Origin of the sequence: Halomonas caseinilytica (assembly GCF_001662285.1) — a bacterium.
In the GTDB taxonomy this organism is placed as follows: domain Bacteria; phylum Pseudomonadota; class Gammaproteobacteria; order Pseudomonadales; family Halomonadaceae; genus Halomonas; species Halomonas caseinilytica.
Window position 1 is genome coordinate 260,645 of record NZ_BDEO01000001.1, and the last position, 20,843, is coordinate 281,487.

Sequence of the window (20,843 nt, forward strand, 5' to 3'; positions counted from 1 at the left end):
AATGTCTTGGAGTTGGGTTAAAAATTAACCAATTTGAGAGCGACCCGCTGTTCATGGCGATTCAGGGACGTTTTGGAAAGGTTTTGAACAGGGTTATCCACAGAATGTGTGGAAAAGGCTTCAAGCACACAGAGAGGGCATGAAGAGAGGGGGCGAGGTGATGCATCCCCCTCTCGAGCGCTGGTCAGTCGAAGGCGCGCAGTCGACGCAACAGGGCGGACGTATCCCAGCGTCCGCCTCCCATGGCCTGGAGGTCGCCATAGAACTGGTCCACCAGTGCCGTGACGGGGAGTCGGGCCTGGAGGTGGCGTGCTTGCTCCAGGCAGATGGCCAGATCCTTGCGCATCCAGTCGATCGCAAAGCCGTGGTCATACTCGTCGTCGATCATGGTGCGGTGGCGATTGTCCATTTGCCATGAGCCCGCGGCACCCTGAGAGATCACCTCAATGACCCGGGACTGGTCCAGTCCGGCACGTTCAGCGAAATGCAGTCCTTCCGAGAGTCCCTGGACCAGACCGGCGATGCAGATCTGATTGACCATCTTGGTCAGTTGGCCGCTGCCAGCCGGGCCGAGCAAGTTCACTGCGCGTGCGTAATGGGCAAGCAAAGGCTCGATGCGGGCGAAGTCGCTTTCGGTTCCGCCGCACATGATGGTCAGGGCGCCACTCTCGGCGCCTTGCTGGCCACCGGACACTGGGGCATCGAGAAAGCCGATGTCGCGCTCACGACAGGCTGCGTCGAGGTCTTCGGCCAGTCGGGCGGAGGCCGTGGTGTGGTCGACCAGCAGGCTGCCTGCCCGCATGCCGGCCAGGACGCCATCGTCGCCATGCGTGACTTGCCGGACATCGTCGTCGTTGCCTACGCAGAGCAGTACCAGGTCAGCCTGTTCTGCGGCCTGGCGGGGTGTGCCGTGTTGATGGCCACCGTGGTGCGCGACCCAGGCGTCGGCCTTGGCGGTCGTGCGGTTGTAGACGTGAACATCCAGACCGGCCCTGGCCAGGTGGCCGGCCATGGGATATCCCATGACGCCGAGGCCGATGAAGGCAATACGCTGAATTGTCTGGCTCATGTTGTTTCTCCTCTGGAATCGAGCAGTCGTCGGCGAAACGAAAAAGGCCACCGCAAGGGTGGCCTTTTCGTCATTGCATCTGCATCATCGGCGCGAAATCACTCGGCGGGATAATCGCGCTTGTCGTGTCCCACGTAGAGCTGGCGCGGGCGGCCGATCTTGTAGCTGTCGCTGATCATCTCGTGCCAGTGGGAGATCCAGCCGATGGTGCGTGACACGGCGAAGATCACGGTGAACATGTTCTTCGGAATGCCCATGGCCTTGAGGATGATGCCTGAATAGAAGTCGACGTTCGGGTAGAGCTTGCGCTCGATGAAGTACTCGTCTTCCAGGGCGATCTGCTCGAGGCGCTTGGCGATCCTGAGCTGCGGGTCGTCGGCGCGGCCGAGCTGCTCCAGTACCTCGTCGCAGGTCTCCTTCATGACTTTGGCGCGGGGATCGAAGTTGCGATAGACCCGATGGCCGAAGCCCATCAGCTTGAAGGGATCGTCCTTGTCCTTGGCTCGGTCGACGAAGCGCTGGATATTCTCTTCGCTCTCGTCGCCGATCTCGTCGAGCATGTTCAGCACGGCCTCGTTGGCGCCACCATGGGCCGGGCCCCAGAGGGCGGCGATGCCGGCGCTGATGCAGGCGAAGGGGTTGGCACCGGTGGAGCCCGCCAGGCGTACCGTGGAGGTGGAGGCGTTCTGCTCGTGATCGGCATGGAGCATGAAGATGCGATCCATGGCCTTGGCGAACACCGGGTTGATCTTGTACTCCTCGCAGGGGTTGCTGAACATCATGTAGAGGAAGTTCTCTGCATAGTTCAGGTCATTGCGGGGATAGTTGAAGGGCTGGCCGATGTTGTACTTGTAGGACATCGCCGCGAGCGTCGGCATCTTGGCGATCAGGCGGATGGCGCTGACCTCGCGGTCTTCCTGCTTGGTGATGTCCAGGTGGTCGTGATAGAAGGCCGCCAGGCCACCGACCACGCCGCACAGGACCGACATCGGATGGGCGTCGCGGCGGAAGCCCTTGAAGAAGTTGGCCAGTTGCTCATGGACCATGGTGTGCGAGGTGACGCGTTGCGTGAAGTCCTCGTACTCGTCCTTGCTGGGCAGCTCGCCGAACATCAGCAGATAACAGAGCTCGACGAAGTTGGAATGCTTGGCCAGTTGTTCGATGGGGTAGCCGCGATGGAGCAGCATGCCCTTGCCACCGTCGATGTAGGTGATGGCGGACTGGCACGAGGAGGTGGCCATGAAGCCGGGGTCGTAGGTGAAGAGACCTTCCGAGCCCAGGCCGCGAACGTCGATCACGTCCGGGCCGCGCGTGCCGGAGTAGATCGGCAGCTCGATCGGCTTGTCTAGGCCCTCTACCGTCAAAGTCGCTTTCCTGTCAGCCATGATGGCCTCCTCTACGTGTTCTTGATGAGCCGATAAGTCGCCATCTCGCAGGACTTGCCGGCAAAAAGGTTCGCCCACTATAGAAGCGTCCTCGTGATTGTCAATTGGTCTATCGGCGCCATTAGTTCTACCTATTCACCTGTCTTGTATGGCTTTTGTACATGAAATGGTGCTTCGCACCATGCATGCCGCGGGCTTCGCGAGGTCCTCGGCGAGGGAGGGAAGGTGCGGCGGGAGCATCGAAATTTTTCGATGCATTCCCTGCCGTCAAGACCGTGTGGGTGGGGAGCGATTTGTCAGGGATGGGGCTGGACCCTATAATCTTGTCCCGCGACTGGCAGGAAACGGCAATCGTGACCGTGTCGGTCACGATGGCTCCTTCCCGAAACCACCGCCCGCTTCGGGGCAAGCTCGAGTGCCCAGCGGCGGGCCAAGAGAGTGTGTATAGCGCCGTGAATAGCAAACGACCCGTAAACCTGGATCTGTCCACGATACAGTTCCCTCTCCCCGCCTTGACGTCCATTGCGCACCGCATTACCGGCGTCATTCTCTTCATCGGCTTGATCTTCGGCTTCTGGGCGCTGGATGCGTCGTTGTCGTCGGCCGAAGGCTTCGCGACCGTGCAGGACGCGCTGGCTCACAATTTCCTGGCGAAGCTGATCGCCTGGGGGCTGTTGTCTGCGCTGGCCTTTCACTTCGTGGCCGGTATCAAGCACCTGCTGATGGATATCAATATCGGCGTGACCCTCGAAGGGGGCGTCAAGAAGGCGCAGATCACCGTTGTGGTGAGTGCGGTTCTGATCATTCTGGCGGGAGTCTGGGTATGGTAACCAATATCACGAATCTCGGGCGCAGCGGGCTGTCCGACTGGCTCGTGCAACGCGCTTCGGCCATCGTGCTGGCGCTCTACACTCTCTTCATCGTCGGCTACCTGCTGTTCTCCCCGGGGCTGGACTATGCCACCTGGAGTGGCCTGTTCGCCCAGACCTGGATGCGGATCTTCTCGCTGTTGGCGTTCGTGTCGCTGGCGGCCCATGCCTGGGTCGGCCTGTGGACCGTGACCACCGATTACATCAAGCCGACCGGCATTCGTGTCGCCGCCCAGTCCATCATCATCCTGGCCATCTTCGTGTTTCTGGTCTGGGGCATCCAAGTTCTGTGGGGAGCCTGATCCATGTCCAACATGCGTAGTCTGACATTCGACGCCATCATCATCGGCGGCGGCGGTTCCGGCATGCGAGCCGCCCTCGAGCTGGCCAAGTCCGGCAAGAAGACCGCTGTACTGTCCAAGGTCTTCCCGACCCGCTCGCATACGGTCTCCGCCCAGGGCGGCATTACCTGCGCCATCGCCTCGGCCGACCCTAACGATGACTGGCGCTGGCACATGTACGACACCGTCAAGGGTGGCGATTACATCACCGACCAGGAAGCAGCGGAGTACATGTGTTCCGAAGGGCCCAAGGCGGTCTTCGAACTCGAGCACATGGGGCTTCCGTTCTCGCGTTTCGAGAACGGACGTATCTACCAGCGTCCCTTCGGCGGTCAGTCCAAGGACTTCGGCAAGGGCGGGCAGGCGGCCCGGACCTGTGCGGCGGCCGACCGTACCGGGCATGCGCTGCTGCATACCCTTTATCAGAATAACCTGAAGAATCAGACCACCTTCCTCAACGAGTGGTATGCCGTCGACCTGGTCAAGAACGCCAATGGCGACGTGGTGGGCTGCATCGCCATGGACATCGAGACCGGTGAAGTCGTACACGTCAAGGCCAAGGCCACTGTCCTGGCGACCGGTGGTTCCGGTCGTATCTACTCGTCCACTACCAATGCCCTCATCAATACCGGCGATGGTATCGGCATGGCGCTGCGCGCCGGCATTCCGATGCAGGACATGGAAATGTGGCAGTTCCATCCCACCGGCATCTATGGTGCCGGCGTGCTGGTGACCGAGGGCTGCCGTGGCGAGGGTGGCTATCTCATCAACAAGGATGGCGAACGCTTCATGGAGCGTTATGCGCCCAACGCCAAGGATCTGGCCGGTCGCGACGTGGTTGCACGCTCCATGGTCATGGAGATCCTGGAGGGGCGCGGTTGCGGCGAGAATGGCGATCACGTCTATCTCAAGCTGGATCACCTCGGCGAGGAGGTGCTCAGCAAGCGCCTGCCCGGCATCGTCGAGCTGTCCAAGACCTTCGCCCACGTGGACCCGGCCAAGGAACCGATTCCGGTGGTGCCGACCTGCCACTACATGATGGGGGGCGTGGCCACCAATGTGCACGGCCAGGCAATCTCCCAGGACGCCGATGGCAACGATCAGATCGTCAATGGTCTGTATGCCGTGGGCGAGGCAGCATGCGTCTCCGTGCATGGCGCCAATCGCCTGGGCGGCAACTCGCTGCTCGACCTGGTGGTGTTCGGACGTGCTGCGGGCATGTTCATCGAGAGCGCCCTCAATGAGGGGATCGATTATCTCGCGGCCAGTGATGATGATGTCGAGGCCGCCATGCGGCGGATCAATCGCTGGAACGAGTCCGAGGACGGCGAGACCGTGCCCGAACTCAAGCGCGCCCTCCAGGAGATCATGCAGAGTGATTTCGGTGTCTTCCGTCAGGAGGACAACATGCAGAAGGGCGTCCAGCAGCTCGCCGAGCTGCGCGAGCGAATCGCCAATGCCTATCTGCCGGACAAGTCCAAGGCTTTCAACACCGCGCGTGTCGAGGCGCTGGAGCTGGACAATCTGATGGAGGTCGCCGAGGCCACCGCCATCGCCGCCCTGGAGCGCAAGGAGAGCCGTGGCGCGCATTCTCGCTACGACTATCCGGATCGCGACGATGCCAACTGGCTGAAGCATTCGATGTACTTCCCGGCGGAGAAGCGCCTGGGGCAGCGCGATGTCAATTTCGCGCCCAAGACCGTCGACATGTTCGAGCCGAAAGTTCGCACCTACTAAGGGGGAGTCACGATGTCCATGCTTCAGGTATCTCTGTACCGCTACAATCCGGAAACGGACTCCGCCCCGTACATGGAGGAGTTCCAGGTCGACACCCAGGGTCGCGACATCATGGTCCTGGATGTCCTTCACATGGTGAAAGAGCAGGACAACGGCCTGGCCTTTCGTCGTAGCTGCCGCGAAGGGGTTTGCGGCTCCGACGGCATGAACATGAACGGCAAGAATGGCCTGGCCTGCATTACGCCGCTGTCAGAGGTCGTCAAGAAGGGCAAGCTGACGCTGCGTCCGCTACCCGGCCTGCCTGTGATCCGCGATCTGGTGGTCGACATGGGGCTGTTCTACAAGCAGTACGAGCGCATCCAGCCGTACCTGCAGAACGACAACCCGGCGCCCGCTATCGAGCGTCTGCAGTCACCGGAGGACCGCGACAAGCTCGATGGCCTCTACGAGTGCATTCTCTGTGCCTGCTGCTCGACGTCCTGCCCGTCGTTCTGGTGGAACCCGGACAAGTTCGTCGGTCCGGCCGGGCTGCTGCAGGCCTACCGCTTCCTGGCTGATTCGCGCGATGAAGCCACCCGCGAGCGCCTGGCCGAACTCGAGGATCCGTTCAGCGTATTCCGCTGCCGGGGCATCATGAATTGCGTGGCGGTATGTCCCAAGGGACTCAATCCGACACGTGCCATCGGCAAGATTCGTGAGATGTTGCTGGCCAATGCCACTTAAATCGAGGCTCGCAGCTTGTTATCATACTCACCGGCCCTGAGTTGCGGCGTATTGCCGCAGCCCTGACCCGGTGATTCGTCGAAAGCCGGTGCCATGTGCACCGGCTTTTGGCCATCGAAATCAAGGGCGGGTCCACCATCGGTGGCCGCCACCGATGTCGTCACGGATGAGCCGTGCGACGCCGATACCACCCCATCAGTGCAGGGTGACCGAGAGATGCAACAAGGCATAATGGAGTTGATGTGGCGCTCCTCCCACGTGAGTGGCAGTAATGTCCATTACGTGGAAGCGCTCTACGAGCAGTATCTGGATGATCCCGAAGCCGTTCCCGACGAATGGCGAGAGTACTTCGATACACTGCCGAGACCCGACGGCAGCGCCACCCAAGACGTTCCGCTTGCCCCTACCCGCGAACAGTTCTATCAGCTAGGCCAGCAACGACGCACCGCGCAGGCCCCCTCGTCCGGCAGTGGCGAGAACAAGAAGCAGGTCAAGGTCCTGCAGCTGATCAACGCCTACCGCGTTCGTGGACACCAGAAGGCCGATATCGACCCCTTGGGCTTGCGTAGCCCGACGCCCGTTCCCGATCTCGACCTCTCCTTCCATCAGCTCTCCAAGTCCGATCTGGACACCGAGTTCCAGACCGGCTCGTTCTTCCTGGGAGCCGACAAGGCACCGCTGAAGGAGATCGTCGAGGCGCTGCAGCAGACCTACTGCCGCAGCATCGGCTGCGAGATCATGCATATCGTCGACACCGAGGAGAAACGCTGGCTGCAGCAGCGTTTCGAGTCGGTGCGCAGCGCACCGAAGTTCAGCGAGGAAGTGCGCAAGCATGTGCTGGAGCGTCTGACGGCCGCCGAGGGTCTGGAAAGCTATCTGGCTTCCAAGTATCCGGGGACAAAGCGGTTCGGTCTGGAAGGGGGGGAGTCCTTCATCCCCATGATGGACGAGTTGATCCAGCGCAGTGGCGGATACGGCACCAAGGAAGTCGTCATCGGCATGGCCCACCGTGGCCGACTCAACGTTCTGGTCAACATCCTCGGCAAGAATCCCTCCGAGCTGATCGACGAGTTCGACGGCAAGAAAGTGGTCGAGCGTGGCTCCGGCGACGTCAAGTATCACCAGGGCTTCAGTTCCAACGTCATGACGCCGGGAGGCGAGGTCCATCTGGCGTTGTCGTTCAACCCGTCGCATCTGGAGATCGTCGCGCCGGTGGTCGAGGGCTCGGTACGCGCCCGGCAGGATCGCCGCAATGACCCGGATGGCGGCAAGGTGCTACCGATCAACGTGCACGGCGATGCGGCCTTCGCCGGCCAGGGCGTGGTCATGGAGACCTTCCAGATGTCCCAGACCCGTGCCTACGAGACCGGCGGCACGGTGCACATCGTGATCAACAATCAGGTCGGGTTCACGACCTCGCACCCGCGGGATTCGCGATCCACCGAATACTGCACCGACATCGCCAAGATGGTCCAGGCGCCGATCTTCCACGTCAATGGCGATGACCCGGACGCCGTGCTGCATGCGACCCAGGTGGCCCTGGATTATCGCCAGCAGTTCAAGAAGGACGTGGTCATCGACCTGGTCTGCTATCGTCGGCGCGGGCACAACGAGGCCGACGAACCCTCCGGCACCCAGCCGATGATGTATCGCAAGATCAAGGACCATCCTTCCTCGCGGGCCCTTTATGCCAAGCGCCTGGTGAACGAGGGGCTGCTCACCGAGGATGAGGCCAAGGCGATGGTCGACACCTACCGTGATGACCTGGTGGCCGGCAACCATGTGGCCAATGCCCTGGTCCAGCAACCCAATACCGCCCTGTTCGTCGACTGGAAACCGTATCTCGGCCATGAATGGTCCGGGTACACCGACACCAGTGTCGACCTGAAGCGCCTGCAGCGACTGGCGGCGAAGATGTGCGCGATTCCCGACGGTATCTCCGTCCAGCGCCAGGTCGCCAAGATCTACGACGACCGTCGCAAGATGCAGGCCGGCGGCATGGCGGCCAACTGGGGCTTCGCCGAGACCCTGGCCTATGCCACCTTGCTGGATGAAGGGCACCCGGTGCGCCTGACTGGGCAGGACAGTGGTCGTGGCACCTTCTCCCACCGTCACGCGGTGGTGCACAACCAGAACGACGGCTCCATCTACGTGCCGTTGCAGCATCTGGCCGAGGGGCAGCCTACCTTTACCATCCACGACTCCTTCCTCTCCGAGGAGGCCGTGCTGGCCTTCGAGTATGGCTATGCCACCACCGCCCCCAACGACCTGGTGATCTGGGAAGCCCAGTTCGGTGACTTCTTCAACGGTGCCCAGGTGGTGGTCGACCAGTTCATCTCGTCCGGCGAGACCAAATGGGAGCGGCTGTGCGGCCTGACCATGCTGCTGCCCCATGGATATGAAGGGCAGGGGCCGGAGCATTCGTCAGCGCGCCTGGAGCGCTTCCTGCAGCTGTGCGCCGAGCACAACATGCAGGTCTGCGTGCCGACCACGCCGGCACAGATCTTTCACCTGTTGCGTCGCCAGGTGATCCGCAAGCTGCGCAAGCCGCTGATCGTGATGTCTCCCAAGAGCCTGCTGCGCCACAAGGAAGCAACCTCGAGTCTCGATGAGCTGGCCAATGGCCACTTCCAGATGGTGCTGCCCGACCAGGGCAAGCGTGACGCCGCCAAGGTGGAGCGCATCATCCTCTGTGCCGGCAAGGTCTATTATGACCTGGCCAACTGGCGCGAGGAAAATGCCCGCGACGACGTGGCCATCCTGCGACTCGAACAGCTGTATCCCTTCCCCGAGGAGGAGCTCTACGAGGCGATCAAGGACTACACCAACGTCACCGACGCGGTGTGGTGCCAGGAAGAGCCACTGAACCAGGGCGCCTGGTATCCCAGCCAGCATCACATGCGGGCTGCAGTCGAACGACTGAAGTCGGGATTGGGCGGACGACTCAAGTTCGCCGGTCGCCCGGCTTCCGCAGCCCCTGCGGCGGGCTACATGTCCGTGCATACCGAACAGCAGCGCCAGTTGGTGGAAGACGCCTTCAACCTCTGAGGCGAACCACCGGGACGAGAGAGAACACATAAGGGAAACGACATGGCTACCGAGATCAAGGCACCCACCTTTCCGGAATCCGTTGCCGAGGGCAGCGTGGCTGCCTGGCACAAGAAGCCGGGTGATAGCGTCGAGCGCGACGAGCTGATCGTCGAGATCGAGACCGACAAGGTGGTGCTCGAGGTCGTGGCACCCGAGGCCGGCACGCTGAGCGAGGTGCTGGTGGAAGAAGGCGACACCGTGGAGTCCGAGCAGGTGCTGGGCCGCCTCGGCGAAGGCCAGGCGAGTGGCGAATCCCAGGACGACAGCACGTCCAAGTCCGAAGATGACGACGCCGGTGCCGGAGACGAGGGAGACGAGAAGGCGTCCGGCGGCGGCTCGGCTGATGCCAAGCCTGCCGCTGACGGTGCGAAGCATGAAGTGAAGGCGCCGACCTTCCCTGAGTCCATCCAGGAAGGCACCGTGGCCAGCTGGAACAAGCAGGTCGGTGAAGCGGTCAAGCGCGACGAGGTGCTGGCCGAGATCGAGACCGACAAGGTGGTACTCGAAGTGGTGGCGCCCGCCGATGGTGCCTTGATCGAGATCAAGGCCGAGGAAGGCAGCCAGGTCGAGTCGGAAGCCGTTCTGGCGGTGTTCGGCGAGGGTGCCGGTGGCGATGATGCCGCGCCCAGTGCCGGCGAGGACAAGGCTGCGGCTTCCGCCGACGATGGCGAGAGCGACGAGAAGGTCGGGGACAAGATCCTCGCACCGGCGGCACGCAAGCTGGTGGCCGAGCACGATCTGGACGTCAACAAGATCGAAGGCACCGGCAAGGGCGGACGCATCCTCAAGGAGGATGTGCAGAAGGCCGTGAAGGATGGCTCTGCCAAGAAGACGGCCAAGTCTTCCGGCGGTGGCGGCGCCAAGCAGCCGGCAGCGGCAGCGCCCGCCGTCGAGGGCGAGCGTCCCGAGAAGCGCGTGCCGATGACCCGGCTGCGCCAGACCATCGCCAAGCGTCTGGTACAGGCCCAGCAGACCGCCGCCATGCTGACCACCTACAACGAGGTGGACATGGGCGCGGTGATGGACCTGCGAGCCCAGTACAAGGAGACCTTCCTCAAGGCCCACGACACCAAGCTCGGTTTCATGGGCTTCTTCGTCAAGGCGGCCTCCGAGGCGCTCAAGCGCTTCCCCGACGTCAACGCCTCCATCGACGGCACCGACATCGTCTATCACGGCTATCAGGACATCGGCGTGGCCGTCTCCACCGACCGCGGTCTTGTGGTGCCGGTGCTGCGGGACACCGACAGCATGAAGATCGCCGACGTCGAGAAGGGCATCGTCGACTTCGGCAAGCGGGCGCGTGACGGCAAGCTCGGCATCGACGAGATGCAGGGCGGCACCTTCACCATCACCAATGGCGGTATCTTCGGCTCGCTGCTGTCGACACCGATCATCAACCCGCCGCAGACCGCGATCCTGGGCATGCACAAGATTCAGGAACGTCCCATGGCGGTGAACGGCAAGGTCGAGATCCGTCCCATGATGTACCTGGCGCTGTCATACGATCACCGCATGATCGATGGCAAGGACGCGGTGCAATTCCTGGTGACCATCAAGGAACTGCTCGAGGATCCGGCGCGTCTGCTGTTGGACATCTGAGCCGCGGGATAACGAGCCTCTCAGCGAAGAGCAACGATAGGAGCCGACATGGCTGACAAGTTTGATGTGATCGTCATTGGCGCGGGCCCCGGCGGCTACGTCGCCGCCATCCGGGCCGCCCAACTGGGCCTGAAGACCGCCTGTGTCGAGAAGTGGGTCAACAAGGAAGGCAAGACCGTCCATGGCGGCACCTGCCTGAACGTGGGATGCATTCCGTCCAAGGCGCTGCTCGAGTCGTCCCACAAGTTCGTCGAGGCGCGCGACCATTTCGCCGAGATCGGCATCGACATGGAAGCGCCCACGCCGAACATCGCCAAGATGCTCGAGTTCAAGGAAAAGGTGATCGCCAAGAACGTCGGTGGCATCAGCGCGCTGTTCAAGGCCAATGGCGTCACTGCCATCGACGGCACCGGCAAGGTCACCGGCAGCAAGCAGGTGGAAGTGACCGACCATGATGGCAAGGCCACGACCTACGAGGCCGACAACATCGTCGTCGCCGCCGGCTCCGTGCCGGTGGAAATTCCGCCGACGCCACTGACCGACGACCTGATCGTCGATTCGGCCGGCGCCCTGGAATTCCAGGAGGCTCCGAAGCGCCTCGGCGTGATCGGCGCCGGTGTCATCGGCCTGGAGCTCGGCAGCGTGTGGAGTCGCCTGGGCAGTGAGGTCACCATCCTCGAGGCCATGGACGACTTCCTGCCGATGGTCGACAAGGCCATCGCCAAGGATGCCCAGAAGCTGTTCAAGAAACAGGGCCTGGACATCAAGCTTGGCGCCCGAGTCACCGGCTCCGAGGTCAAGGACAACGAGGTCGTGGTCAAGTACTCCGACGCCAAGGGCGAGCAGGAAATCACCTTCGACAAGCTGATCGTCTGTGTCGGCCGTCGTCCCTACACCAAGGGCGTGATCGGTGAGGGCGTCAGCGTCGAGCTGGACGAGCGTGGCTTCATCAGCGTCGATGACCAGTGCCGCACCAATGTGCCGAGCATCTACGCGATCGGCGACTGCGTGCGCGGCCTGATGCTGGCGCACAAGGCGTCCGAGGAAGGGGTCATGGTGGCCGATATCATCGCCGGCCATAAGGCGGAGATGAACTATGATGCCATTCCCAGCGTGATCTACACGGCGCCGGAAGTCGCCTGGGTCGGCATGACCGAGGAAGAGGCCAAGTCCGCCGGCATCAAGGTGGAGACCGGTTCCTTCCCGTTCTCCGCCAACGGTCGCGCCCTGGCCAACAATGCGCCGGATGGCCAGGTCAAGATCGTTGCCGACGCCGAGACCGACCGTATCCTGGGCATGCACATCCTCGGCCAGAACGCCGGTGAACTGATCGCTCAGGGCGTGATCGCCATGGAATTCGGTTCCAGTGCCGAGGACCTGGCGCTGACCTGCTACGCTCACCCGAGTACCTCCGAAGCGGTGCACGAGGCGGCCCTGGCCGTGGGTGGCCATGCCATCCACATGGCCAACCGCAAGAAGCGCAAGTAAGACAAGAAGCGCCGCCTGGAAAGGATTGGCAGAGTTGCCGACGCTCCAGGACGGCGCGTCCCTTTCGGCCATGTACCGGAAGGGGTCGGTGGTAGCCTGACTGCCGCGCCACGCGAGTGCTGGCGAGGCTGCCGTTCGAGTCACATGCAACCAATGGCATGAATCGATGAACCTTCACGAGTATCAGAGCAAACAGCTGTTTGCCGACTACGGCTTGCCGGTGTCCAAGGGCTTTGCCGTCGACACCCCCGAGGAAGCGGCGGAAGCCTGCAAGAAGATCGGCGGCGACAAGTGGGTCGTCAAGGCGCAGGTGCACGCTGGCGGGCGCGGCAAGGCCGGCGGCGTCAAGCTGGTCGAGAGCCCGGAGGAGGCCAGTGCCTTCGCCGAGCAGTGGCTGGGCAAGAATCTGGTGACCTTCCAGACCGACGAGAAGGGCCAGCCGGTCGCCAAGATCCTGGTCGAGAACTGCACCGACATCGCCGATGAGCTCTATCTGGGTGCCGTGGTCGATCGTGGCACGCAGCGAGTGGTCTTCATGGCCTCCACGGAAGGCGGCGTGGAAATCGAGAAGGTCGCCGAGGAGACGCCCGAGAAGATCCTCAAGGCCGAGATCGATCCGCTGGTCGGCGCTCAGCCGTACCAGGCCCGCGAGCTGGCCTTCAAGCTGGGACTGTCCGGTGATCAGGTCAAGCAGTTCACCAAGATCTTCCTGGGACTGTCCAAGCTGTTCCATGACAAGGACTTGGCGCTGCTGGAGATCAACCCGCTGGTGATCACCGAGGAAGGCAACCTGCACTGCCTCGATGCCAAGGTCAACCTGGATGGCAACGCCCTCTATCGCCATCCGGACCTGCAGGCCATGCGCGATCCCTCTCAGGAGGACGAGCGCGAAGCCGACGCCGCCAAGTGGGACCTGAACTACGTGGCCCTGGAAGGCAACATCGGCTGCATGGTCAATGGCGCGGGCCTGGCCATGGGTACCATGGACATCATCAAGCTCCATGGCGGCCAGCCGGCCAACTTCCTCGACGTGGGTGGCGGTGCCACCAAGGAACGTGTCGCCGAAGCCTTCAAGATCATCCTCTCCGACACCTCCGTTAAGGCCGTGCTGGTCAACATCTTCGGCGGTATCGTGCGTTGCGACATGATCGCCGAGGGCATCATCGGCGCCGTCGAGCAGGTGGGCGTCAATGTCCCGGTCGTGGTGCGTCTGGAAGGTAACAACGCCGAGCTGGGTGCCGAGAAACTGGCCTCCAGCGGTCTGAACATCATCGCTGCTACCAGCCTGACCGATGCGGCTCAGCAGGTCGTCAAGGCAGCGGAGGGCAAGTAATGAGCATCCTCATCGACAAGAACACCAAGGTCATCTGCCAGGGCTTCACCGGTGGCCAGGGGACCTTTCACTCCGAGCAGGCGATCGCCTACGGCACCCAGATGGTCGGCGGCGTGACCCCGGGCAAGGGCGGCCAGGAGCATCTTGGCCTGCCGGTGTTCAACACCGTGGCCGAAGCCGTCGAGGCGACCGGTGCCGAGGCCAGCGTGATCTATGTGCCGGCCCCGTTCTGCAAGGATTCCATCCTCGAAGCCGCCAACGCCGGCATCAAGCTGATCGTCTGCATCACCGAGGGCATTCCGACCCTGGACATGCTCGACGTCAAGGTGAAGTGCGATGAGCTCGGCGCGCGCCTGATCGGCCCGAACTGCCCCGGCGTGATCACTCCGGATGAATGCAAGATCGGCATCATGCCCGGCCACATTCACAAGGCGGGCAAGGTCGGCATCGTGTCTCGTTCCGGCACCCTGACCTACGAGGCGGTCAAGCAGACGACCGATCATGGTTTCGGTCAGTCGTCCTGCGTGGGGATCGGCGGCGACCCGATTCCGGGTTCCAACTTCATCGACATCCTCGCCGAGTTCGAGAAGGACCCGGCCACCGAGGCCATCGTGATGATCGGTGAGATCGGCGGCACCGCCGAAGAAGAGGCGGCCGCTTACATCAAGGAGAACGTCTCCAAGCCGGTGGTTGCCTACATTGCCGGTGTGACGGCGCCTCCGGGCAAGCGGATGGGCCATGCCGGTGCCATCATTGCCGGCGGCAAGGGCACGGCTGACGAGAAGTTCAGTGCCCTCGAGGCAGCAGGCGTGAAGACCGTGCGTTCACTGGCCGAGATCGGTGATGCGCTGAAGGAAGCTGCCGGCTGGTAAGTCGACCCGGCGCTTTCGAAGCAGAAAAGGGCACCTTCGGGTGCCCTTTTTTCGTTGCGGGGTGCTGCCCGGGAGAGGCGCCGGCGAAACGTTGTCCTGGTGCGAGTGTCGCGAATGCTTCTTGTCATGACGTTGAGGGACAGGCGACATCCGTGCCAAGCCCCATCATGGCGAATCACAAAATCAACAACCTCAGGGTTTTCGTCGCCATGATCTATACGCTCGCGATCTTGTTCAGCCTGATCGGGTACTTCGTCATCGGCCATCTGGCCGGGCGCCGGGTCAAGCATCTCGATGACTATCTGGTCGCCGGCCGCAATGCGCCGACCTTTCTGATCCTCGGGACGCTGGTCGCCAGCTATCTGAGTACCAGCGCCTTTCTCGGGGAAACCGGCTTCGCCTACCAGGGTTATCCCTTCGTCATGCTGATCTTCGCGGCCGTCAGTACGTCGGGGTGTCTGCTGGGGGCTCTGGCCTTCGGTCGTTATCTGAGGCGCAGCGGGGCGCTGACGGTGCCGGAATTCTTCGGCAAGCGCTTTGCGTCACGGCGCGTTCAGGTCATTGCCGGCCTGACCACGGTGGTGGGGCTCGGTGCCTATCTGCTGGGCGTCATGCAGGGTGCCGGCATCATGTTCGCCGAGTTGACCGGCATGCCGTACTGGGTCGGTCTGGTGCTGGTGTGGCTGACCTATACGGGCTTCATTCTCTATTCGGGTTCGCCTGGCGTCATGCTGACCGATACCGTCATGTTCGTGATCTTTTCCGTGGCGGCGCTGGGGGGCTCGCTGTACATCATCCACGACCTGGGAGGCTGGTCGGGCGTCATCGAAGGGCTCCTGGCGCAATCGGAGAAGCCGGGCATCGCGCTTTGGCATGGTGTCATCGAAGGGGAAGGGGAGACGTTCAGCTCGCCCGGCGAAGCCCTGACATGGGGGTTGACGCTCGGCCTGGTGTGGGCGGCCGTGCTGGCAGCGAGCCCCTGGCAGTCGAGCCGCTATCTGATGGCGCGCAACGAGCATGTCGTCATGCGTTCGGCCATGCTCACCGCCGTGGCGCTGGCGATCTTCTATGCCTTGATGATGATGACCGGGGCGGCCATCAACCTCTATGACACGGGGCTCGATTCCGAGCGGGCCATGGTGTGGTCGGCGCTGAATATCCTGCCGCCCTGGCTCGGGGTGATCATACTCACGGGCGTGTTCGCTGCTGGTCTTTCTTCCTGCTCGACCTTTCTGTCGATCATCGGGTTCAGTCTTTCCAATGACATCCTGCCTGCCGCGCGTAATGAGGCGTCGGCAATGCGTGCCAGTCGCATCGCTGTACTGGCGGCAGGCTTGATCGCCTTGCTGCTGGCATTGTTCCAGCCGCCGGCAGTGATGGCCGTGGTGTGGTTTGCGGCGACCCTGTTTGCCTCCTCCTGGGGGCCGGTGGCGCTGATGAGCATCTGGAGTCGCCGGATTACCGCTGCCGGAGCGGGCTGGGGGCTGGCCGTGGGCTTTATCGGCAATCTCATCCTGTCGTTGGCGGACCAGGCCGGTTGGGTGCAGTTGCCGGTCTACCTGCACCCGGTGGCGATCAGCACGCTGGTGGCCCTGGGGATCATCCTGGTGGTATCGCACCTGACGCGGGTGAGCGAGGAAGAGCGCGAGTACCTGGCCTTTCTGCATCGGCATGATGCGAGCCTGGAGGCCAACTGGAGCAAGGGCTCGCGCCGGGTGGCGATCGTCACCATGCTCTCGGGTATCGGTGTGGGGCTCTTCCTGTGGCGCCAGTATGCCGAAACACTGGCCAGTCTGGCCGAGGGCTATGGCGTTTCCCAGGGGGCGGTCCTGGGGGCCTATGGCCTGGCCCTGGGGTGCGGGGTCATGCTGCTCATCGCGGGTGGCGTGGGCTATCGGGTGGCGCGTTCGCGGAAGGTTGCCGAGCGTAGCGCGAGCGTTGCCGGGATGCCGGAGTGAGGGTCGAAGTGTTGCCTGTGTCGGGGCCCGACGGATGTTTCAGCCAGCGCCCTACCAGGATCACGAAGGCCGGTGCGCCGGCCAGCAGGTAGAGGTGATAGGTGACCAGCCGCCATACGACGACGGCGGCGGCGGCCTGGGTCGCGGGCATCAACGGCATCAGCAGTGCGCCGACGCCGAGTTCGGCGGCGCCGGCGCCGCCGGGGAGAATGCTGATCTGGCTGGCCGCCATGGCCAGCATCTGGGTCAGGAAGGTCCAGGCCCAGTCCGCCTGTCCGCCCACGCCGAGCACGGCCAGGTAAAGCAGGCTGTAGCGCAGCAACCAGTGTGCGGCACACAGGCCGAGTATGCTCGCCAGTCGAAGGGGCGGCAGGCAGAGCGTGGCGATCAGGGCCCGACGACACCCGAGCAGTCGCCTGGCAAGCCAGCGCCGTCGATGGGCAGAGAGGCGGCGCAGCCCTATGCTCGGAGGCTGGCGCAGCAGCCGAGGAAGGCGCAGGAGCGACACGCCGACCAGCAACATCAGGCCGACCAGGCCCAGCATGGCGATGGCGAGCAGTCCCTGATGAGGCCAGGTCACGTTGCCGCCCAGCGAGATGCTCACCAGCACGCCTAGCATGGCCAGAAAGAACAGCATGTCGCAACCCTGGTCGACCAGGAAGATCGCCGAGCCTCGCGATGGCGGAAAACCTCGTCTTGCCAGCAGGGCCAGCAGGGTGACGGCACCGCCGCTGCCGCCGGGGGTGGCGCACAGGGCGAACTTGGCGGCCATCTCGATGGCCAGTGCCTCGCCCTGGCCGACCCGTCCGGCGCGCCCGTCCAGCAGCAGGCGCAGGCGAAGGGCGTTGAGATTCCAGCAGGTCACGGTCATGACCAGCATCAGTGCCAGGATGCCTAGCGGAAAATCGGCCAGGGCATCGAGGACATCCTCGCCACCCAATAGCCAGGGCACCACCAAGGCCATGGACAGGGCTAGTCCCAGCCAGCCCCAGCGGGCCAGCAGGTTGCGTTCCCTGCGCGGTCGATCCAGTCGCTCAGCCATGCCGCGAGAAGCTGGAGGCCGCGGTGTTCGGTACCAGGGCGGTGTAGTGGTCGAGCAGGCCGTCGATGACGTTTTCCCAGCGGAAGCGACGCTCGACATAACGGCGCGCGTGCCGACCACTCGCCTGGACATCGTTGATGAACAGTTCCTCGACCGCCCGGGCCATGTCCGCCGGATTCAGCGGCTCGCAGAGGATGCCACCGCCCAGCGGGACGTTTTCGATCAGGGCGCCGGCGCGGGCGGCGATGACCGGCAGGCCGCAGGCCATGGCTTCCAGCGCCACCAGGCCAAAGGTTTCCCGAGTGCCGGCATGGATCATCGCATCGGCGCTGGCCAGGGCACGGGCCACCTCGCGGCTGTCGCAACAGCGGGGCACCACCGTGACATTGTCGGGGACCCGGGTCGGCATGCCGGGCCCCATCAACAACAGGTGGTAGGGAGACCCGAGCTGCTGCATCACGCGCAGTAGTACATCGACATTCTTTTCGCGGGAGTTGCGGCCGGCGAAGGCCAGCAGGCGAGTCTGGTCGGCGAGTCCCAGGGAGGTGCGCAGGCTCGGGTCGGCGCGGTCCGGGTGAAAGGTGTCCAGGTCCACGCCGAGAGGCTGGACCCGAACCTGCTCCACGCCCCATGACTCGAGGCGTTCGGCCATGGCCCGGCAAGGGGCCATCACGCTGTCGAACCGGCCGTAGAGATCGGCCACATAGCCTTTCAGCCGACGCTTCACGGCACCGCCGAAGCGATCCCCCATCAAGCGTGGGAGGTCCGAATGATAGAAGCCGACCACCGGCACGCCCAGTCGTTGACCGGCCTCGAGGGCCGCCCAGGCGGTGACGTAGGGATCGCCGGCTTCGATCAGGTCGGGCGACATGGCCTCCAGCGCATCGCGCCAGGGACGGCGACGCAGGGGAAAGCGATATCCCTGGCCCAGGGGCAGGCGCAGGGCAGGCAAGGTATGCAGGTCACCGAGGGCATCGCGCTCGGCGCCGGGCACCAGCAGGCTGGTGCGGATGTCGTCGTGGCGGGAAAGGCAACGGTGCTTGGCACTGAGGTAGGTGCGCACACCGCCGCTGGCGGGGGCATGGAACATGGTGACGTCGACGAGATGCAAGGGGACCCTCCGGGAATGCCGTTGCTTGTCCCCAGCCTAGGCGCCCTTTGCGACAATTCGACGACAACCGGAAAACACAAAGGCGGCCCTCGGGCCGCCTTTCTTGTCACGCTGGCCAGAGGCGTTCGTTCAGTCGGCGGGACGACCCACCAGCGAACGCGTCTCCTCGCGAGCTTCGGTCAGCGCGACCCGGATCGTGTCGCCGAGCTTGAAGCGCTCTTCGCCTTCGATCTGGATACGGCCTTCCTTGTCGTCGATCACCACCTTGTCACGGTCGCTGTGCATCAGCGGGGCCGGCACGAAGGCTGTGGCACCGTTGTCGGTCAGGCGCACCCGCATGCCACCACGGTTGATGGCAATGATCTCGGCATCGAAGGCCTTGCCGGATTCGGCGTGCGGGCCGAGGTAGCGAACATAGAGCCAATCCTTGACGTCACGCTCGGCCATGCGGTTGAGGCGACGACGCTCGGTCAACTGTTCGGTGAGCTCGAGGCTGGCTTCCGCCGGGGCCTGTTCGCCCTTGAGCACGCGCTTGATCAGCCGGTGGTTGACCATGTCGCCATACTTGCGGATCGGCGAGGTCCAGGTGGCATAGGCAGATAGCCCGAGGCCAAAGTGCGGGCCAGGGCGGGCGGACATGCTGGTGAAGCCCTGGAAGCGGCGCAGTCGCGCGTCGAGCCAGGCATCGTCGCGGCCTTCCAGCTCACGCTTGAGCTCCTTGTAGCGCGGCAGTTCGGTGAGGGCTTCCAGAGCGACCTCGATGTCCTGGTTGGCCAGGAATTCGCGGGCGGCCTCGGCCTTGTCTGGCTCGAAGGCGCGATGAACATTGAAGATGCCGTGACCCACATGCTCGGCCAGCAGGTGCGCGCAGCAGGCATTGGCCGCGATCATCGATTCCTCGATCATGCGGTTGGCGATGCGCCGCTGTTCGGTACGAATGTTCAGCACGTTGCCGGCATCGTCCAGGTCGAAGACGTAGTCCGGGCGGTCCTTGAAGACCAGGGCATGCTCGGCACGCCAGGCGGTCCGCGCCTCGGTCAGGTCGCGCAGCGCCTCGAGCTGCTCGCCGATGTTCGTCTCGGGAGACCATTGGCTCTGACCTTCCAGCCAGTCGGAGACATCGTCGTAGGCCAGCCGCGCGTGGGAGCGAACCGTGGCGGCGAAGAAGCGATAGTCGCCGAGGGAGCCGTCGGTTTCCACGTCCAGGGCGCAGGCCAGGGCAGGGCGATCCTGGTTTTCCCACAGCGAGCACAGATCGTCGGCCAGGCGTTCCGGCAGCATGGTGACGTTCTGCCCGGGCAGATAGACGGTAAAGGCGCGGGTGCGCGCTTCCAGGTCGACGCCGCTGCCTTCCTCCACATAGGCGGTGGGATCGGCGATGGCGACGGTCAGTCGCCAGCCTCCGCCCTCCCGAGGCTCGATGCGCAGGGCATCGTCCATGTCCCGGGTCTTGGCGTCGTCGATGGTGAAGAAGGGCGCGGCGGTGAGGTCCTCGCGCTGGAGACCTTCATCGTGCAGCGGCCACTCATCGCCGGCCTCGGGACTGGCCTGCTCCAGCGCGTGGCGCGCCAGGGTCACGCGCCAGGGCACGGCCGGGTTGTCGTGCTTGGCGACCAGCTCGTCGATCTGGGCGAAGAAGGCGCGATCGTCCGGCTTGAGAGGGTGGTGCACGAGACGCGCCACGACCCAGTCTCCCTCGTCGAGCGAGGCCTCATCGAGGCTGCGCTTGACGCGGGCCTTGAGGGCATTGCTGATCGAGGGATGATCGGGGATCACCGCCAGGCGTCCATCACGCTTGCGTACCCGGGCGATGAAACGCTCCAGGCCCTGTTCGATCAGGGTGTCCGGCTCCACCGTGGTCTTCTCGCCTTCCTCGTGAAGGACGGCCTCGACCCGATCGCCATGCAGTACCTGCTTCATGGCGGGCGGTGGCACGAAATAGGAAGTGCCATCCTCGGTCTCGAGAAAGCCGAAGCCTCGCTCGGTGGCCTTGATCACGCCTTCGACACGAGGCGTGTTGTCGCGGATCTGTTGCTTGAGCTGAGCAAGCGCCGAGTTGTTCTGCAGCATGATAACGATCGAATGGCGGGATAAGGGGGCCACTATACGGATTCCGTCGGCCCACGCCAATCGCGGCAGGTGGCGATTCCGGTCGAGACTGGCGCGGAGTCGTCGGCGGGCTGGCCGCGGCGTGCCTGTGCGGTGCCTCGGAGAGGCGGCTCGGAC

General features: G+C 63.6%; 15 protein-coding genes. 10 read left to right on the top strand and 5 right to left on the bottom strand.

Annotated elements, in window-relative coordinates; all coding sequences use genetic code 11:
* Positions 1 to 184 precede the first annotated feature (184 nt).
* On the bottom strand, positions 185 to 1,069 hold the full coding sequence (locus HSDC_RS01165) for an NAD(P)-dependent oxidoreductase (RefSeq protein ID WP_064698096.1): 885 nt from the start codon (positions 1,067 to 1,069) through the stop codon (positions 185 to 187).
* 98 nt (positions 1,070 to 1,167) lie between these two features.
* Positions 1,168 to 2,454, bottom strand: coding sequence for a citrate synthase (gltA, locus tag HSDC_RS01170; RefSeq protein ID WP_064698097.1), 1,287 nt, complete (start codon positions 2,452 to 2,454; stop codon positions 1,168 to 1,170).
* 452 nt (positions 2,455 to 2,906) lie between these two features.
* On the opposite strand from gltA, the gene sdhC reads away from it, so the two are divergent.
* From sdhC to HSDC_RS01220, 10 genes are all read left to right on the top strand, one after another.
* A complete protein-coding gene (gene sdhC, locus HSDC_RS01175; protein WP_064701344.1) occupies positions 2,907 to 3,284 on the top strand; it encodes a succinate dehydrogenase, cytochrome b556 subunit in 378 nt (125 codons plus the stop codon).
* Positions 3,278 to 3,625 (top strand): succinate dehydrogenase, hydrophobic membrane anchor protein, encoded by a 348-nt coding sequence (sdhD, locus tag HSDC_RS01180; protein ID WP_064698098.1) that lies wholly within the window; start codon positions 3,278 to 3,280, stop codon positions 3,623 to 3,625. The genes sdhC and sdhD overlap by 7 nt, the downstream gene beginning before the upstream one ends.
* A gap of 3 nt (positions 3,626 to 3,628) precedes the next feature.
* Positions 3,629 to 5,401, top strand: a complete 1,773-nt coding sequence (gene sdhA, locus HSDC_RS01185; protein ID WP_064698099.1) for a succinate dehydrogenase flavoprotein subunit — start codon at positions 3,629 to 3,631, stop codon at positions 5,399 to 5,401.
* A gap of 12 nt (positions 5,402 to 5,413) precedes the next feature.
* Entirely contained in the window at positions 5,414 to 6,124 is a 711-nt protein-coding gene (locus tag HSDC_RS01190; protein ID WP_064698100.1) for a succinate dehydrogenase iron-sulfur subunit, read from the top strand.
* Positions 6,125 to 6,340: 216 nt separating this feature from the next.
* Entirely contained in the window at positions 6,341 to 9,172 is a 2,832-nt protein-coding gene (locus HSDC_RS01195) for a 2-oxoglutarate dehydrogenase E1 component (RefSeq protein WP_064698101.1), read from the top strand.
* Positions 9,173 to 9,214: 42 nt separating this feature from the next.
* Positions 9,215 to 10,813 carry a 2-oxoglutarate dehydrogenase complex dihydrolipoyllysine-residue succinyltransferase gene (gene odhB / locus HSDC_RS01200; protein ID WP_064698102.1) on the top strand — a complete coding sequence of 533 codons (1,599 nt, stop codon included), beginning with the start codon at positions 9,215 to 9,217 and terminating at the stop codon, positions 10,811 to 10,813.
* A gap of 48 nt (positions 10,814 to 10,861) precedes the next feature.
* Positions 10,862 to 12,301 carry a dihydrolipoyl dehydrogenase gene (lpdA, locus tag HSDC_RS01205; RefSeq protein ID WP_064698103.1) on the top strand — a complete coding sequence of 480 codons (1,440 nt, stop codon included), beginning with the start codon at positions 10,862 to 10,864 and terminating at the stop codon, positions 12,299 to 12,301.
* A gap of 166 nt (positions 12,302 to 12,467) precedes the next feature.
* On the top strand, positions 12,468 to 13,634 hold the full coding sequence (sucC, locus tag HSDC_RS01210; RefSeq protein WP_013332865.1) for an ADP-forming succinate--CoA ligase subunit beta: 1,167 nt from the start codon (positions 12,468 to 12,470) through the stop codon (positions 13,632 to 13,634).
* Positions 13,634 to 14,506 (top strand): succinate--CoA ligase subunit alpha, encoded by an 873-nt coding sequence (gene sucD, locus HSDC_RS01215; protein ID WP_064698104.1) that lies wholly within the window; start codon positions 13,634 to 13,636, stop codon positions 14,504 to 14,506. Before sucC ends, sucD begins: the two co-directional genes overlap by 1 nt.
* Before the next feature lie 209 nt (positions 14,507 to 14,715).
* Complete coding sequence (locus HSDC_RS01220) at positions 14,716 to 16,464, top strand: sodium:solute symporter family protein (protein WP_064698613.1); 1,749 nt, start codon at positions 14,716 to 14,718, stop codon at positions 16,462 to 16,464.
* Here the strand turns inward: HSDC_RS01220 and gpgF are convergent.
* The 3 genes from gpgF to HSDC_RS01235 form a co-directional block, all read right to left on the bottom strand.
* The gene (gpgF, locus tag HSDC_RS01225; RefSeq protein ID WP_064698105.1) at positions 16,379 to 17,506 is read right to left on the bottom strand and encodes a glucosaminyl phosphatidylglycerol flippase; all 1,128 of its coding nucleotides are present in this window, start codon (positions 17,504 to 17,506) and stop codon (positions 16,379 to 16,381) included. The two genes, HSDC_RS01220 and gpgF, sit on opposite strands and share 86 nt — an antisense overlap.
* On the bottom strand, positions 17,499 to 18,617 hold the full coding sequence (gpgS, locus tag HSDC_RS01230; RefSeq protein ID WP_064698106.1) for an N-acetylglucosaminyl phosphatidylglycerol synthase: 1,119 nt from the start codon (positions 18,615 to 18,617) through the stop codon (positions 17,499 to 17,501). The genes gpgF and gpgS overlap by 8 nt, the downstream gene beginning before the upstream one ends.
* 129 nt (positions 18,618 to 18,746) lie before the next feature.
* Positions 18,747 to 20,687, bottom strand: coding sequence for an exoribonuclease II (locus tag HSDC_RS01235; protein ID WP_064698107.1), 1,941 nt, complete (start codon positions 20,685 to 20,687; stop codon positions 18,747 to 18,749).
* Between the last annotated feature and the right edge of the window lie 156 nt (positions 20,688 to 20,843).